This window comes from Scytonema sp. NUACC21 (assembly GCF_054684315.1).
Genome location: NZ_BAAFZH010000091.1, coordinates 123,142 through 139,917, shown reverse-complemented (window position 1 = coordinate 139,917; position 16,776 = coordinate 123,142). Strand labels below are relative to the sequence as shown.

Below are 16,776 nucleotides of genomic sequence, written 5' to 3'. Positions count from 1 at the left end.
CAAACTAACTCAGCATACTTACTGAGTTAAGCGCAGATGTCAGCACCGGAAAGCTTTACCCAGTTTATATTTTACATTTTTTTAGATTCAACTACTTAATACTTGTACATTAACCGCTCAATAAAATTTTCTAGCTCTTCTACAGTATATGTTGATAAATCGTGAGTATACATATAATTACTAAACAGATTGCAAATATTAGAAAAAGATAAAGATGGTTTTAATTTCTTTAATTCCTTCTTTTGTCTTCTATACTCTGATTTAGATAGATTTTCTTGATATTTTCGACGATTCAATTCTAAAACTTGATATTCATATTCTGCCTCTGCTTTCACCAGTAAATGTGAATCATGACGCAGATGGTCACTAAATTTGTACCTCATCAAACAAGTCTCATCTTGAGGTTGTAAGTCATAGAGAAATTCTTGTAAAGCAGCCAATGCAGACCACCGTGTTGTATACCGATGGCTTGCTGCCATACTCGTGATGATATCAAAACGATTATTTGACCCCAGCCAAAATAGCTCTCCTACAAGTCTGGGTAATAAAATCGGGTCGCGATCGCGAAGTTGGTGAAATGCACGGAGTAGTACGGGTAAACTCTCATAACTACATATTTTTCCTAGTGTATAAATAACTTGTTTCCGGATGAAGAAGTTATCTGCAAATACAAGACGCTCCAGTTCTGGAACAATCGCTAGCTCTAGATTCCCATCCCAGAGTTGTTTGTTGGTTTCATTGCAAGAACGACTCAGAACAAAATCAGTAATAAAAAGACAAGTGTAACCAACAATTTCTTTATCACCACTTTGAAGTAATTTAATCAGAGTATCAACTGCGCCTGACGTTGTAACAACCTCAAGCATATACTCTGAATCTCCCAAATAGTTGAGATAGCTGAGAATTTTAGTTTCTAGCATTCTTTAAGCATTTGAGCGATAAAGGTTCTGCCTAAATCAAGTCTACTTCTTCGATTCATCCAACCCCGACAAATCAGCAATAACACGTTCCAAGCCAGCAACAATTCTTGCCAACCGCTCGTAGTCCACCTTATCAGGTGTATCTAATTCAGTATGGTAGTAAGGGTAACGAAAAGGCGCTGTGTCTGTCACCATTAAAGCTGGATATCCCTGCTGCCAAAATGACCATTGATCTGACCAACCAACACCGGGAATTAAGCCAATAAGAGCCGCACCTTCAGAAGGAAATTGAGGCGCGTCTCTACGACATGGCGCGTCTCTATGTTGTGTTCTCAATCAGGGTTCTGGTCTTATCTGAACCGTATTGTGTTATAAATGAAATGCAATTGAGATCGCCACTACTTATAGGTTGCTGTCTGGGAAAGATAGTGACGAGATTCAATAGGTAACAACCGAAGAGGCGTCGATGGTCGAAAAAGATTTTTGGACGACAACGATAGTCGTTATTGTGTCTGTTATTGCAGTTAAGATAGGTGTTGACAATCTTGAGTGGGGGCTAAATGCTGTTGGTTGGATAGACACTTTGCCGTCCAAGACACATCAGAAAGCCCGGTGAGTTTATTAACTAATTTTATTTATTGCCTGCCGTTGAAAAATAATCATCTCAGTACCAACAACAGGGTCACGCGCTACTAACCTGTCTTGAGAATCAACAATTTCCAAATGGGTGAAATCTAAATCTTTTGAACGTTGCAGCATATCCGCTGCTAGTTTGTCCTGTTGCGATTGTTTGAGACTATACCATTCGTCATTAATCTTAATAGTCAGACTGCTGCTGCGGAAGTTTGCTTGAATTGATTGTATCAATCCAGAGGCAAAGCGATCGCTAATCTCTGCCACTTGTTTTTCGATAGTCGCAACTAAAATTTGTTCGGGAGTCAATATTATTGGTGCGGGAGTTGGTTCTGATTCCGGTGCTGGGACTGGGGTTTCCTCAACCTGTGACGGAGGAACTTCCTCAGCTATTGATGGCGGTGTTTCTTGTGCTTGTGGTGTTGGGGTTTCCTCAACCTGTGACGGAGGAACTTCCTCAGCTATTGATGGCGGTGTTTCCTGTGCTTGTGGTGTTGGGGTTTCCTCAACTGGTGGAGACAATGGTGCTTCTTCTGCTGGAGTCGTTATTGTTGCAGGAGGTGTTTCCTCAACTGGTGGAACAGTTGCTACCTCAGTCGGCTTGCTTAAAAAAACATTGGAAGTTGCCCAAAACAAGATTACGGCAACTCCAGCAATAATTCCTGTCAAAGCCGTATCTGATAAATTTCGCGATACATTTTCAGGCAATAATGAGCGTATTTTTCCTACAATTGCATACCAACCTCGTCGGGATGCACCACCGGGTGTCTCTACAGAACTGGAAGGTTCCTCCAGTTTCTCCACTGTTGTTTCTAAAATCCCAATCGTTCCCCTCAGAATTCGGATAATGAAAGACTTCCAAGCAGGTTGAACTCTTCGAGATGGTTTTTGGGAAGGTCGAGTTCCTCGCTGAACCCTTGCTTCCGGCTGATTTGCTTCTGGTTCAGAGGAAGAAGGTGGTTGTGGATTCTGATTGTCTTGGGACATAGAACTTTGACTGAGTGCCACCAATAAAGAATGCTGCTCCTCAGCTAATTTAACACTGCTTGGGCTTCCAGCAAAAACTTTTCTCCAGCTTGGGTAAGGCGAACTTGGGAAGTCGTGCGATGCACAAGAGACAGACACACCAAGTTCTTTTTCAATTTGAGTGATGATGCGCGTTAAATGTGGTTGTGATAAATGGAGGCGGAAGGCAGCAGGGTTTTCGATTAGAGTTATGTTATTCGGTGGAATTCATCTTGGACTCACAACGTAATGCGTTTTCGGCAGTTTGTTCCTCAAATCTTTTTTGGAATTGTTTTAGGGCTGTGTCTTTCTCTGGGATTGTATGCCTGCCAAGCCGACAAAGCACCACCAGCGACTGTAGTAGCACAACCTGACACCACTGCCCAAACTCAACCTCAGATAACTTCGCAGCCATCCTTACCTCCAGAAACAGCTGCCATTGTCAAAAGCGCTGGAGTGGAGGGTTTGTTAGATCCTCCCCGTGGCGATGTGCGTTTGTTAGTCATTAGCGACTTAAATAGCGCCTATGGTTCGACAGACTACGACCCAGAGGTGGATAAAGGTATGGCGTTGATTCCCTTTTGGCGACCCGATTTGGTGCTGTGCGGTGGAGACATGGTGGCTGGGCAAAAATCAACTTTATCAGAAAAACAAATCCGGGCGATGTGGGCTGCTTTTGATGACCACATTGCAGCCCCTCTCCGCCGCGCCAAGCTGCCTTTTGGTTTTACCATTGGGAATCATGATGCTTCTGGTGCTTTGGGAGCAAAGGGTAATTTTCTATACCAAAGAGAGCGAGATTTAGCGACAGAGTACTGGAACAACCCCGCACACAATTCGGGAGTTCAATTTGTTGACCGCTTTGAATTTCCCTTTTACTACACTTTTGAGTACAAAGATATCTTTTTCCTAGTCTGGGATGGTTCCTCCAGCCGCATCCCAAAAGAGAAGTTGGAATGGGTAGAAAAAACCCTTGCTAGCCCCAAAGCACAGGCAGCAAAAATGCGAGTTTTACTCGGTCATTTGCCTTTATATGGAATTGCAGTTGGTCGCAATCAGCCAGGAGACGTGATGGATAATGCAGATCGACTGCGGGCAATGCTAGAACGGTACAAAGTTCATACTTATATTAGCGGTCACCAGCACGCTTACTACCCCGGACATCGCGGTAACTTGCAGCTTCTTCACTTAGGGCTTCTCGGTTCCGGACCCCGACCCTTGATTGACAGTTCCAGCCGCCGTTTAAAAGCTTTAACTGTCCTGGATATTAACTTCAATTCACCGGAATTAACCACATACACCACCTACGATATTCAAACACTCAAAGTTATTCAATACGAACAACTACCCCGCTTTTTAGCAGGTCATAATGGTATCGTTTTACGTCGAGATGTGGAATGGAACGAGTTAACGTCTCAAGAGAAATCATTTTGTATTAATCGTCTCGGTACTAACCTCTGTGGTGCTTAAACCAAATCCCCCTCCTCCAGGGGTTTCTATCACAAAAAGATCCCCTGGTTGCATCTCTACTGTCGCTGAGAAGTTTAAATTCTCTAGGGTTCCATCTTTCCGTTGTATCCAGTTGCGTCCCACAACTCCGGCTTCCCCACCATTTAATCCAAAGGGAGAAACAAGCCGATGATTGGAGAGAATATTAGCTGTCATTGGTTCTAGAAAACGGATGCGGCGGATTGTCCCATGACCACCTGTGTGTTTTCCTTTACCGCCGCTATCGGGACGAAGACCAAAGCTTTCTAAGAGTACGGGATAGCGGGTTTCTAAAACTTCTGGGTCAGTCAAGCGAGAGTTTGTCATATGAGTATGAACTGCATCGGTGCCATCAAAGTCAGCCCCTGCCCCAGAACCACCGCAAATGGTTTCATAATATTGATAGCGGTCATTTCCGAAAGTAAAGTTATTCATCGTTCCCTGAGAAGCAGCCATCACACCCAAGGCACCATACAAAGCATCGACAATAGTTTGGGACGTCTCTACATTACCCGCTACTACCGCTGCTGGGTAGGTTGGGTTGAGCATACAGCCTTCAGGAATGATAATTTCTAAAGGTTTAAGACACCCAGCATTGAGGGGAATACTATCATCAACCAGAGTCCGGAAAACATATAAAACTGCTGCTTGGGTGACAGCTTTAGGAGCATTAAAGTTACTATTTAATTGCTGAGATGTTCCGGTAAAATCAATAGTTGCACTACGATTTTCCGAATTAATTGTAACTTGAACTTTAATTTTTGCCCCACTATCCATTTCATAGATAAATGAGCCATTTTTTAGAACCTCAATTGCCCTTCTAACTGCCTCCTCAGCATTATCTTGCACAAATTTCATATAAGCTTGAACTGTATCTAGCCCGTATTGAGCAACCATTTTCCGCAGTTCTTGAACTCCCCGGTTGTTAGCGGCAATTTGTGCTTTGAAATCAGCTATGTTTTGGTTGGGATTGCGAGCGGGATAGGGATGATTTAAGAGGAACTCGCGTACTGCAGTTTCTTGAAAATTTCCCCGTTCAACCAAAAGAAAATTATCAAAGATAACTCCTTCCTCTTCTACTGTGGTGCTGTGGGAAGGCATGGAACCGGGAGCAATGCCACCGATATCAGCTTGGTGTCCGCGAGAAGCAACATAAAAAATAATTTGTTTGCCATCTTCGTCAAAAACAGGGGTAATTGCAGTCACATCAGGAAGATGGGTTCCTCCATTATAGGGATTGTTAGATAGATATACATTTTCTGGTTTTACCGTGTCTCCTTTAGCATTAATTAAACTACAAACGCTTTCACTCATTGACCCTAAATGTACGGGAATGTGAGGGGCGTTGGCAACTAATAATCCTGATGAATCAAAAATAGCGCAAGAGAAATCAAGCCTTTCTTTGATATTGACTGATGCTGCCGTGTTTTGCAGAACAATCCCCATTTGTTCGGCAATAAATTGATAAAGATTTTTAAAGATTTCTAAACGGATGGGATCGGGTTGAGAGTTCGTGTACATTTTTGACTCCTGTTTGAATTCAGAAAATTGTGAGATGTTCTGGTGGCAAAACTCACTCAAATTAACCTAAGTAAGTCGGTGTGAATAAACTGACATCTTGCACCTTCTCAACAACGGGGTGGTGGGCTTTAGCCCTACCTACGAAAGAATCAGCTTTTTGGGCTTTGATTTTTGCAATAAGGCGATGCTGCAAGATATGAGTAAAGTGACATCTTGCACCTTCTCAATAAGGGAGTGGTGGGCTTTAGCCCTACCTACGATTCGGGATCGGCTTTTTGGGCTTTGATTTTTGCAATAAGGCGATGCTGCAAGATATGAGTAAACAGAAATAGGTTACAAAATGTAAATGCATTTGAAAGCTTTACTAATGACCAATGAGAAATGACTAAGAACCGCCTTTAGCAGTTATGTTTTTTCTTACCGACCTACTTAATGCACGCGTTGTAAGAGCAAATGATTCTGTGCTGTTAATTTGGCTTCCCAGCGAGGCTCAACGACAATCGTGCTAATTTTTTCTACAATAATTGCTGGTCCACTAATACTATCTTCGGGTTGTAAATCTTCTCGTCGATAAATAGGTGTATCATGCCATATATCGTCTGCAAACATCCTGAGTTTTTCAACAAACTTAGGGGTCTCATCTAAAGGACGAATACGAGTCATGACAGGTTCTTCAGGTGTCTCCATTTTCTGAATGACTTCCACTGAAATAGATTCAACAATTAATCTCTTTTCTAATTGAATAAAACCATAACGAGGATTATGCTCGGTCTCAAAATTCTCTTGCATCACTGTTACATCTGGGGCAAAATCAATGGTTAAAGTCGAGTTAGTGCCCTCATATTTTAAATTCACTTTTTTTACAACTTCCTCCTCACTGGTTGCTTCATTGTTGAGCTCGCTTCTAGCTTGGGTTTCTAAAGACTCTATTAACTGTATCAGTTGAGGAATTAATGCTTGAGTTAAAGGTTGTTCTACTCCCCCGACTCTTGTCGCCCGAACGTCAGCTAATCCCATTCCATAAGCGGAAAGAACTCCAGCATAGGGGTGGAGAAAGATTTTTTTCATACCTAAGGTATCGGCAATTAGACAAGCAACTTGTCCGCCTGCACCGCCAAAACAACAAAGGACATATTGAGTGACATCATAACCTCGTTGCAAACTAATTTTTTTAATCGCATTTGCCATATTTTCTACAGCAATGGCAATAAATCCAGCCGCAACTTGTTCTGATGTCCGATGATTTCCCGTGACTGCTGCAATATCTTGGGCTAGCTGGGTAAATTTTTGAATGACAATCTCTTTATCTAAGGGCAAGTTACCATCAGTTCCAAAAACAGAAGGAAAATATTGGGGGTGAATTTTGCCTAACATGACATTGGCATCTGTCACGGCTAATGGTCCGCCACGTCGATAACACGCAGGACCGGGATTTGAACCAGCTGATTGCGGTCCAACGCGATAACTGGAACCATCAAAAAACAGAATTGAACCGCCGCCAGCAGCTATGGTATTAATTGCTAAGACGGGAACTCGCATCCGCGCCCCAGCAATTTCGGAATCTACTTGGCGTTCGTACTCTCCTTTAAAATGGGCAACATCTGTACAGAAGATAGTAAAGAAATAGAAGGAACATTAATCTTATCCGTAAAAGTGGAGAAAAAGACAGCAATTTGTCCAAGATATGGTAATATTAGCCATCATATTCATGAAAATAAAAGATAATATTGATGTAATTGCAAATCATTTAATACCTGTAGATGAGAATTTATGGTCTATTAAGCAATACAATACATTTTTAGATTTTAGAGTCAAGCAAGTTTACATACAGGCGACAAAGTTTTTCCCTGATGTGTTTCAAGAAACACGTAAATAACAATTAACTAGCGCGGGATGGTGGACGCGGTGGACTCTGTATGAATGCGATCACACCTCGGTTGGTGTAAGGTATTCTCTAGACCTGTAAAGCCACAACACAATACTTCGTTGGTTTGATGAAATAATTGCTTACTTTGATAATAAAACGACTAACGGTGCTGTTGAAGGCATCAATAACAAAATTAAGCTAATCAAACGCGCTGCTTACGGGTTTAGAAATTTTGAAAACTTCCGAGTTCGGTGCTTATTAGCTTGGCAGTTTAATTGTTAGTTTGTCATTTATCAATTCTTGAAAAATAGAGAGTTTTAGATGCCGGAAATTCATGATTTTAAAGACTTAAAAATTTGGCACGAGCTATATGGCATGGTGCAACAGATTAGGAAATCTGCTGTATCTATTCCTGCTAATATAGCAGAGGCATATGGAAGAAGATCGACAGCGGAATATATTAGATTTCTGGTGGATTGCTCAAGGGTCGGTTAATGAATTGGAAACACATATTATTTTATCCTACCGAGTAGGCTTGTCTAAGCAAGAAGATGTAGAACCGATTATTTCTTTGCTTCGATAAGAGAGCGCATGATTGTTGCTCTTATTAAGAAACTAGAATAATCTTCGTCTCTCTTCCCTTATTTCCTCTTGCCCTTCTTCACTGTTAAGAGTTCCCTGTTCCCTGTTCCCTAATTAATTAATAATTTAGCATAACAAGTACCAAAGAGCCATATTATTAACATTTTGCCCTTAATTGTCGTTCTTCTTTTACTGTTATATTTTGTCCTCTTTATCTACCTTTTGCGGGTTTATTCGGTTAGGTGCAAGATATGAGTTAACCAACATTGTGGGGTGGAGAGCAGCGCCGTGCGGGGGTTCCCAAAGTTGAGGTGACTGCGGGGCGTCAGAGCCCGCCTGCGACCTACAACGTTTGAGACAGACGTACCACAAGAAATTTTTGAGTATTTTTTTATTTGGAAGTCCCCAAATTTAGAGATTTTACTTTTCGTTACATAGTTTAGTTTTTTCTCACTGACTTACTTAGTTCACAGATATACTTATACCGATTCAAAGAATGTTTGCGACAGATAACCCCTCCCGCCCTATCGGGCACCCTTCCCTTATCAAGGCTATGCATTGGTCACATCTTTCTTTACAATCTTAAAACCTTTGCCTACATTCTAATTTAGACGCTGAGATTGACAGCAGACTTGACAAAATTACGTTTATTCTTCTTGCCAAAAATCCATTTTTATTGAGAATGAACGACGAACAAATCAGGGTTATAAAAAACGTGAGTGACTACTCTCGTAAATGCTGAGAAAGATCCGGACAATAGATAGCCCCTTATCAACGGGAGCCACTGCGGTGGGCGGATTCCCTGGCATAAAGCAAGTGACGTGAGGGTTAAGGAGGGGTATTATCAATGTGTTGCATTCTTTTTTCAAATTGGTATTATTTGCAGTTTGTTTAAACTGCAAATTATAATCAGTAGATGGTTAATACTAGTTTTATATATTTAGACATAAGATTTCGTAGGGAATAAATCAGCCTCTAGCATAAACTATATTTTAATAAAAATCGTTATATTACATTCAACACTTCTGCATTTTGACAAAAGAATGTAACGTACAGATTTTGTAAGGATGCATCACCTTGCACTCCTACACAAAAATCTGATACGAACATTTTTCAAACTAATATTAGGTATTTTATTTAATACGTAAAATACCTATAGACTGCGTATTGCTATTTCTTCACGACCTTCGTGTCTTCGCGGTTAAAAATCTTAAAAGAGAAGACACAAACCCAAAAAATCAAAACAGTAGATCGTGAAAATCCCCCTTCCCCAATCTCTATTTTCAACACAGCTATGCAGTTCCAAACTCGTCCTATCAGTGTTCTACCTCGTGTCAGTGGTATTCGCTCCAAATCTCTTAGTACAAGGAGCGATACCCGTAGAGAACCACATCTACGCTACCAACAGCCACCTAGAAATACTCCCGGTGAATCGAGTTCCACAACTTCAGCAAATGCATCTTTGAAAGATGTAGGTGGACTTAAAGAAGTTCTCCAAGAACTGAAGGAATTGATTGCCATTCCTTTAAAACGTTCTGACCTCCTCGCTCAAATTGGTCTGGAACCGACACGCGGTGTTTTGTTAGTTGGACCACCAGGGACTGGCAAAACCCTAACAGCTCGAGCCCTGGCAAAAGAACTGGGAGTTAACTGCATTGCTGTAGTTGGACCAGAAGTCATTGGTAAATATTACGGTGAAGCAGAACAACGACTGCGGGGCATTTTTGAACAAGCTGCTAAGACTGCTCCTTGCATAGTATTTATTGATGAAATTGACAGCCTTGCTCCAGACCGCAGCAAAGTGGAAGGGGAGGTAGAAAAACGTTTAGTTGCACAGCTTTTGAGCCTTATGGACGGCTTTGCTCAAACAAAAGGCGTCATTGTGTTAGCAGCAACTAATCGCCCGAATCATCTCGATCCAGCCTTGCGCCGTCCTGGAAGATTTGACCGGGAAGTGCTGTTTCGCGTGCCAAACCGACAAGGGCGTTTGGAAATATTACAGATATTAACTCGCTCAATGCCTTTAGATGAGACAGTACACTTGGAGGCGATCGCGGATTTGACTGTCGGATTTGTGGGTGCAGACTTGAAAGCTATTTGTCAGAAAGCTGCTTACAGTGCTTTACGCCGTCAAGTTCCTTCAATAGCACACCCAATTCCCGAACAGTTGACCGTACAGCAATCAGATTTTTTACAAGCGTTCCAAGAAATTAAACCTGCTGTTTTACGTGCGGTTGAAGTTGAATCTCCCAACGTAACTTGGGAAGAAATTGGTGGGCTTGAGGAAATTAAACAAACCCTGAGGGAGTCTGTAGAAGGCGCATTGTTACATCCAGAACTTTATTTACAAACAAAAGCGCGACCCCCCAAAGGGATTTTACTATGGGGACCACCTGGAACGGGTAAAACCATGTTGGCTAAAGCGGTTGCTTCCCAAGCCAGAGCTAATTTTATCTGTGTTAACGGACCAGAATTATTGAGTAAATGGGTAGGTGCAAGCGAACAAGCGGTGCGAGAACTGTTTGCCAAAGCAAGACAAGCCGTCCCCTGTGTTGTCTTTATTGATGAGATTGATACTTTAGCACCAACAAGAGGAGCGTATAACGGGGATTCAGGAGTGAGCGATCGCGTTGTCGGACAATTGCTGACAGAATTGGACGGTTTGCAGGCGAATTCTACCATTCTAGTGATTGCTGCTACCAATCGTCCTGATGCTTTAGATCCCGCTTTATTAAGGGCTGGACGATTGGATTTACAGTTAAAAGTAGATTTACCGAATTTGGAAAGCCGTTGGGCAATTTTGCAAGTTTACAATCAAGAGCGTCCCTTGCAAAATGTGAATTTAGCTTATTGGGCGGCTGTCACTGAGGGCTGGAACGGGGCAGATTTGGCATTGCTAGGCGATCGTGCTGCGGTGGAAGCCATCCGTCGCTATCGTTCTCAAGGAATGATGGCTCCGGAGGCAATTCAAATCACAAATGAAGATTTTAATTACGCTCACCAAGTTTTGAGTCAACAGCGTCGAGTATAAAGAAATACCTTTTATTCAGAACGTACCACACGAAACCCAAGACTTGAATAGCGGAAATTGGCATCATAACAAAAACGATAGACGCAGCGGCAATCATCTGCCAGACTGTACCAGGAACCGCCTCTCACTGAATGCTTGGTTGGGTGTCCGCCTTCTAGCCAAGCACTACCATCAGTGGGTGCTCCATTATAGTTTTCATGCCAGTGGTCTTGGCACCACTCCCAGACTAAGCCGTGCATATCCTGTAAACCCCAAGCGTTGGGCTTCTTTTGTCCTACAAGTTGGGTTTGCTGGCGGGAATTCCAGGTGTACCAGGCGTAGTCCCGTAATGGTTGTTTGCTATTGCCGAAGCTGTAAAGTGTTTGCGTACCAGCACGACAAGCATATTCCCATTCAGCTTCTGTAGGGAGGCGATAGGATTTACTTGTGAGTTGGGAAAGGCGATCGCAAAATTCTTGTGCCTGCCACCATGATATACTTTCCACCGGACGCAGCAGACTACTGAAATGAGAGGGATTGGTCTGCATGACCGCCTGCCATTGCTCCTGGGTAATTGGAGTTCTGCTCATGTAAAAGGCGGGTACACTCACCCGATGCTGGGGCATTTCCGACCGCAACCACTTAATGACTTCTGAGCGTTTAAACCAAGTTTCCAGTTTTAAAACCTGCTCAATGTCTTCCGTTGCAGTTCCCATGAAAAAACTACCGCTAGGAATGGCGATCGTATCCAGCATAGAACCACCGGGAAGGCGTTCTTGGTAGTTAGAGTTGCGGTTCGGTTGGATGATAGCTTGTTTCTGCTCTTGCGTTGCGGGAGTCAACTGCTGGTATGGCTCTTTTGCTTGCATCTGAATATTTGCCACCGGAATTGTAGCGCATCCAGTAGCACCGGCTTCTGTAGGGATAATTTTACGAAAGCTGGGGGAAAGAGGTAATAAAACTGTGACTTTACCTAAGTCTGCAGTTGGATCGAGACTCGCAAGCACTTGAGTTGCCGTCCATCGTTGTGTATAATCTTTAACCAGGCAGCCTTTGACGATTGCAGCAAAAGGCGTAGGGAGTTCTGGCACTGCTGGCTCTTCGTGTATAACTCGTTGCATCAACTCACCTCTGGTATTGCCTGCAAAGGGATGTATACCTGTGAGTATTTCGGCGATGACGATTCCAAGAGACCACAAATCCCATGCGAAGGAAATCTTGCCTTTGTAGGATTCTGGAGGTGCATAGGCTATGGTTCCCACCTGATTGGTAGGAGAGGTATCACTGCCGGTGCGATTTTCTAAAAGTCGGGAAATACCAAAATCCGTCAACTTCCATTGTCCATCAACTTGCATGATGTTACCGGGTTTTACATCTCGATGGACGATGCCTTTGTTATGTAAATACTTCAGCGCTCCTGCTAAATTTTTGATAAGTGCTTTCACTTCCGAGAGCGGTAAACTACCCTGTTGCAATCGCTTTGTTAATGAATTTTGGGCTAATTCCATCACTAAGCCAAGACACTCAATTCCTTTGAGCCATCCTTGTTCGGGGCTGAACCCCTCCAGAAGTCCGGGATGTTTGAGGGAAATAGCCGTTTGTAACTCGGCAATCTGACGTTGCTGTTCCCCCTCATTTGAGAAGATTTTAATGGCAACTTCCCGAATAACGCGATCGGCAATGACTTCATCCGCTAAAAATACAGCCCCAAATGCTCCCGCACCCAACAGCTTTTTCAGGCGATACTTGGGGGTAAACCACTCATCTTCAAACATTTGCCACAACTGATTGGGATGCATGGTTTACTTCCTTTTAAGTAAGTCGGTATAAATTATGTTAAATGGCTAAGGTTGCTCTTTGTCATGAGTTGAGTGTAAATTTTATACTCATTTTTACATTACTTAACATATTGCTTGTATTTCTGCCGATCCGATCGGGTAGGGCTTTTTTGCTATGAAACCTTGATAAGGAAGCTAATTAATACGCAGTTTCAATTAAAAATTATGGTTAAACTATCATACTGATACATAGGATTTAATTTATAACGCATGAATGACTGTGTGATATCAATCTTCTCAGGTGCTGGAGGGCTCTCGTTCGGCTTTGCCCAAGCTGGACTAAAACCAGTTTTAGGAATAGATATCAATCACGATGCCTGTCAGACTTACCAGATGAACCTAAATTCTGATTGTTATAAGTTGGATCTAAGTGATGAAGACCCATCAAAAGTCTGTCACTTGTTGACGCCTTACAAAAAAGCCTTTGCTGTGATTGGTGGTCCCCCCTGCCAAGGATTTAGTACAGCAGGAAGTAGAGATTGGAAAGACCCAAGGAACCGCCTTATCTTCAACTACTTCTCATTAGTTGAATATTTAGAGCCACGCTGGTTTTTGTTTGAAAATGTAGAAGGGCTTCTTACCTCTAACCAAGGACAAAGCATTTATCAGCTTATTTGCCTATTCCTAGATTTGGGATACTCAGTTCGTCTTGAAAAAATCAACTTTGCTGCTTATGGCTTACCTCAATCACGTAAGCGCGTTATTCTAATTGGTAATCGTATGGGAATACCATTTGAGTTCCCACAAGAAACTCACTCTTTTGAAGCAGGAAAACATAAAGCACTTTCATTATTTTTGCCTCATGCTCCAACTTTAATTGATGCTATATCAGGATTACCTGATGCAAGTACAAAAGATGAGGCATTGGCTTATCACCTTTCATCAACTACAGACTATGATGCAAAAATGCGTCATGGTAATTTTACAGGAGTAGTTAGGCATCACTTTAGCTCACCAAGTTCACTCGATCTCGAACGCTACAAACTGCTGTCGCAAGGTCAGACGATGAAAGACTTACCAGAAGAGTATTGGCATCCAAGTTTTAAGAGACGTGCATTTCGCCGAGTTAAAGATGGAATCCCAACAGAAAAGAGAGGAGGTGCGCCATGTGGTATCAAAAGATTGTATTCTAACTTATGCGCTCCAACTGTCACTAGTGCCGTCTCTCGTGAGTTTATCCATCCTATCAAAGATAGACCTCTTACACTGCGTGAAGGAGCTCGTCTTCAGTCTTTTCCTGATAAGTATAACTTTATTGGGAATGCTTCTTCAATTGCAACACAAATTGGAAATGCTTTTTCTCCAAACATTGCAGAAATTTTCGCTAAAAATATTTTGTATTTTGATGGGCTTGCTGGAGGACAGTCCAAATTCAGGAAATCTATCCAAGCAAAATTAATTGGTTATCGCTTGACTGATGCTAATGGTAAAAGTCCAGCACTATGCCGCACAGAAAAACTATTAGAATCATTAGCAAGATTTTCAATAAAATAAGTAATTACATATGCCCTTTAATTCTAGAGATAAGCGTCTAACACTTGAACAATCCCAGCTTATTACACGTGCAAGAACAATGGGATTAACAACCGCTATACCTATTTATTTAGATGATTCTGAACTCATTAGACTAGCTACTATAATCTTAAACGACTTAAACAAAAGACTCCCTCCAGACATTTCTCTGCAACTGCCTAACCAATTAGGAAATTATTATGATTTGCCACTTAGTTGGTTTCAAGAAGGTGTATATGATGCCGACTTTACAAAAATATATCTTAGCTGTATTCGGCTCGTTCAGGATTTTGATACTTATTTTAAATGTTTATGTGAAATCCATAAAAGACGAAGAAAGTATGAGCGTATTCTTTCAGCACAACCACTTCCAACAATGGTACAAATATCTCCTAGAGCATTACTTGAATTTGGGATAATCGCCTCTCCGGCTCTAGCATCTTGGATGATTTGGAAAAAGTGGTTTTATGACATTGATAATCGCGCCGCTCAGGAAACTGGGTATTTGTTTGAACCAATTCTAGCCAGTGCTTTAGGGGGAGTATCTTGCGGAGCAAGAAATTCTCCTATTCGTAGACGAAGCGATCCTAAAAAGGGACGTCAGGCAGATTGTATTGTAGATAAAACAGCATATGAGTTTAAATTAAGGGTTACGATTGCTGCAAGTGGACAAGGGCGCTTTGCAGAAGAGCTAGATTTTGCGGAAGATTGTAGAAATTCAGGCTTTAGTCCTGTGCTTTTAGTGCTCGATCCTACTCCTAGCAGTCGATTAGAGGAATTAAGTCAACAGTATGAGCGTGTTGGGGGACAAGCTTACATTGGAGATAGAGCTTGGCAACATCTTGAAGAGCAAGCCGGTGCAACTATGGCAACGTTTGTTGAGAAATACGTTCGTTGCCCAATTGCTGAAATAGATATATATGCCTCCACTTTATTAAACTTATCTATTTCTCAAGTATCTTCTGAGTCAGTTTTTGCTGTAAAATTGTCAAATGAACGAGAAAATTTTTCTTGGTTAATTAATCGTAAGGAAGATCTGACACTAGCCGATGACACAAATTCTATAGAAGATGAGTAGCTGAAACGACGATATCTGGTACTTCCCTAGAAAGTTCTGAACATCTTAGTTACTACTTACAAGCCTATACTCACCTGTACTTAGGCAGTGTAGGTGCTTCACTTTGCCCTAAATTGGTTGTATTGCTGCTACCAGTGTCAGTATCAGGAGTTGTCCCCCAGACATAATTTTTGATAGCTGCTACGTATGCCGAGCGCTGCTGTCGCTGTTCGAGCCAGACTTCGTTGAGGTGCGATCGCGTCTCTAAAAGAAAGTTTGCAACCATCTGTCGCCGTTCTAGCACTTCTTGTTGACGTTGCGATCGCGCAGCGTTCCATTGTTCTCTAAGAGACATAATTAGACTGTAAGTGTGTTCTCACCAGGTACATTTCACCATTATCTCAAATATTCGACACAGGTTAAGTAAGTGGGTGGGAATAAACAGAACTACATTACAAAATGTAAACGTATCTCAAACCCTTACCAATGACAAATGACAAATGACTAAGGACGACCCTTACCAGTTACATTTTTTCTTACTGTCTACAATACTGAGTCAAAAATCTGTTGTGCGGTTAAGTGTAACTGCGGAAAAGTAGGTGATAGGATACGGTCTGTTTCTTTAAATGGTGTCATTTCATATTCCCCGTCAATTAATTCGCATACGAAAATAGTAGGAACCTTAGGATTGCCGATAAACTTACGCCCGCCTAAAGCAGCATAGTCAACAATCCAGTATTCTGGAATGCCCATACCTTCATAGTCACGCAGTTTATCGTAGTAGTCATCTTGCCAATTGGTACTAACTACTTCAACTATTAGTTTGATCGAAGTCGCGTTTTGAATAATTGATTCAGTTTCCCAACGTGTTTCACTATCAATAGTTTCTTGATTCAAAATAATAATGTCCGGTTCGTATCCAGACTTATCGCGTTGCGGTTTAATGATAGATTCTCTGGGGATAAACCAAATATCGGTTTTGCCAATTTCACTAATGGTTGTCCGTAACTTTCCAACAAGCGAACCTGTTAATTTTGAATACTTCCCTGTAGGCTTAGGCATCTCGACAATTACACCATCATGCAATTCGTAGCGTACTACTGAATTTTCTGGATACCATTCAATAAACTCATCAAAAGTGTATAATTTTGGTTCGGTTTGTGTTTGCGTTCGGGTTTGGGTCATGGCGAAGTCTCAAAAAGTTTATCGGGTAAGAGTTTGACGGAGCAGGTATCTGTACCATTTAAAGTTTCCGTCTTGAGGGGCAATATCAATTTAAATTCGTTATTAAGAATTTGTAATGAAGTTCCAATACTTTTTATTCTATCGTGCTACCTTTTACC

The 16,776-nt window shown here is 41.9% G+C and carries 15 protein-coding genes and 2 pseudogenes; 9 read left to right on the top strand and 8 right to left on the bottom strand.

What is annotated here, in order from left to right:
- Positions 1-95: 95 nt before the first annotated feature.
- Both ACYRY3_RS25040 and ACYRY3_RS25035 read right to left on the bottom strand, forming a co-directional pair.
- The gene (locus ACYRY3_RS25040; protein WP_460204340.1) at positions 96-920 is read right to left on the bottom strand and encodes a HEAT repeat domain-containing protein; all 825 of its coding nucleotides are present in this window, start codon (positions 918-920) and stop codon (positions 96-98) included.
- A gap of 42 nt (positions 921-962) precedes the next feature.
- On the bottom strand, positions 963-1,256 hold the full coding sequence (locus ACYRY3_RS25035) for a M28 family peptidase (protein WP_460204339.1): 294 nt from the start codon (positions 1,254-1,256) through the stop codon (positions 963-965).
- Positions 1,257-1,386: 130 nt separating this feature from the next.
- On the opposite strand from ACYRY3_RS25035, the gene ACYRY3_RS25030 reads away from it, so the two are divergent.
- The gene (locus tag ACYRY3_RS25030; RefSeq protein WP_460204338.1) at positions 1,387-1,536 is read left to right on the top strand and encodes a hypothetical protein; all 150 of its coding nucleotides are present in this window, start codon (positions 1,387-1,389) and stop codon (positions 1,534-1,536) included.
- A 5-nt stretch (positions 1,537-1,541) separates the two neighbouring features.
- Here the strand turns inward: ACYRY3_RS25030 and ACYRY3_RS25025 are convergent, their stop codons facing one another.
- Complete coding sequence (locus ACYRY3_RS25025) at positions 1,542-2,540, bottom strand: hypothetical protein (protein WP_460204370.1); 999 nt, start codon at positions 2,538-2,540, stop codon at positions 1,542-1,544.
- Between the two features lie 267 nt (positions 2,541-2,807).
- Between ACYRY3_RS25025 and ACYRY3_RS25020 the strand changes: the two genes are divergently transcribed.
- Positions 2,808-4,028 carry a metallophosphoesterase family protein gene (locus tag ACYRY3_RS25020; protein ID WP_460204337.1) on the top strand — a complete coding sequence of 407 codons (1,221 nt, stop codon included), beginning with the start codon at positions 2,808-2,810 and terminating at the stop codon, positions 4,026-4,028.
- Here ACYRY3_RS25020 and ACYRY3_RS25015 read toward each other — a convergent pair.
- Both ACYRY3_RS25015 and ACYRY3_RS25010 read right to left on the bottom strand, forming a co-directional pair.
- The gene (locus ACYRY3_RS25015) at positions 3,984-5,567 is read right to left on the bottom strand and encodes a hydantoinase B/oxoprolinase family protein (protein WP_460204336.1); all 1,584 of its coding nucleotides are present in this window, start codon (positions 5,565-5,567) and stop codon (positions 3,984-3,986) included. The two genes, ACYRY3_RS25020 and ACYRY3_RS25015, sit on opposite strands and share 45 nt — an antisense overlap.
- 429 nt (positions 5,568-5,996) lie before the next feature.
- Positions 5,997-7,172: pseudogene (locus ACYRY3_RS25010) on the bottom strand (hydantoinase/oxoprolinase family protein); the annotation flags it as partial.
- Positions 7,173-7,275: 103 nt separating this feature from the next.
- Between ACYRY3_RS25010 and ACYRY3_RS25005 the strand changes: the two are divergent.
- The 5 genes and pseudogenes from ACYRY3_RS25005 (at position 7,276) to ACYRY3_RS24985 (ending at position 11,047) form a co-directional block, all read left to right on the top strand.
- Positions 7,276-7,443 carry a hypothetical protein gene (locus tag ACYRY3_RS25005; protein ID WP_460204335.1) on the top strand — a complete coding sequence of 56 codons (168 nt, stop codon included), beginning with the start codon at positions 7,276-7,278 and terminating at the stop codon, positions 7,441-7,443.
- A gap of 90 nt (positions 7,444-7,533) precedes the next feature.
- Positions 7,534-7,716: pseudogene (locus tag ACYRY3_RS25000) on the top strand (transposase); the annotation flags it as partial.
- 39 nt (positions 7,717-7,755) lie between these two features.
- Positions 7,756-7,929 carry a four helix bundle protein gene (locus ACYRY3_RS24995; protein WP_460204334.1) on the top strand — a complete coding sequence of 58 codons (174 nt, stop codon included), beginning with the start codon at positions 7,756-7,758 and terminating at the stop codon, positions 7,927-7,929.
- Complete coding sequence (locus ACYRY3_RS24990) at positions 7,868-8,017, top strand: four helix bundle protein (RefSeq protein WP_460204333.1); 150 nt, start codon at positions 7,868-7,870, stop codon at positions 8,015-8,017. The genes ACYRY3_RS24995 and ACYRY3_RS24990 overlap by 62 nt, the downstream gene beginning before the upstream one ends.
- 1,293 nt (positions 8,018-9,310) lie before the next feature.
- Entirely contained in the window at positions 9,311-11,047 is a 1,737-nt protein-coding gene (locus ACYRY3_RS24985; protein ID WP_460204332.1) for an AAA family ATPase, read from the top strand.
- Positions 11,048-11,058: 11 nt separating this feature from the next.
- On the opposite strand, the gene ACYRY3_RS24980 is transcribed toward ACYRY3_RS24985, so the two are convergent.
- Positions 11,059-12,825 (bottom strand): bifunctional serine/threonine-protein kinase/formylglycine-generating enzyme family protein, encoded by a 1,767-nt coding sequence (locus ACYRY3_RS24980; protein WP_460204331.1) that lies wholly within the window; start codon positions 12,823-12,825, stop codon positions 11,059-11,061.
- Between the two features lie 249 nt (positions 12,826-13,074).
- On the opposite strand from ACYRY3_RS24980, the gene ACYRY3_RS24975 reads away from it, so the two are divergent.
- Complete coding sequence (locus tag ACYRY3_RS24975) at positions 13,075-14,358, top strand: DNA cytosine methyltransferase (RefSeq protein WP_460204330.1); 1,284 nt, start codon at positions 13,075-13,077, stop codon at positions 14,356-14,358.
- Positions 14,359-14,368: 10 nt separating this feature from the next.
- Positions 14,369-15,454: a hypothetical protein gene (locus ACYRY3_RS24970; protein WP_460204329.1), complete on the top strand. Its 1,086-nt coding sequence runs from the start codon at positions 14,369-14,371 to the stop codon at positions 15,452-15,454.
- 70 nt (positions 15,455-15,524) lie between these two features.
- On the opposite strand, the gene ACYRY3_RS24965 is transcribed toward ACYRY3_RS24970, so the two are convergent.
- Together ACYRY3_RS24965 and ACYRY3_RS24960 are read right to left on the bottom strand one after the other, a co-directional pair.
- Positions 15,525-15,788, bottom strand: coding sequence for a hypothetical protein (locus ACYRY3_RS24965; protein ID WP_460204328.1), 264 nt, complete (start codon positions 15,786-15,788; stop codon positions 15,525-15,527).
- Positions 15,789-15,976: 188 nt separating this feature from the next.
- Positions 15,977-16,618: a Uma2 family endonuclease gene (locus ACYRY3_RS24960; protein ID WP_460204327.1), complete on the bottom strand. Its 642-nt coding sequence runs from the start codon at positions 16,616-16,618 to the stop codon at positions 15,977-15,979.
- Positions 16,619-16,776 lie beyond the last annotated feature (158 nt).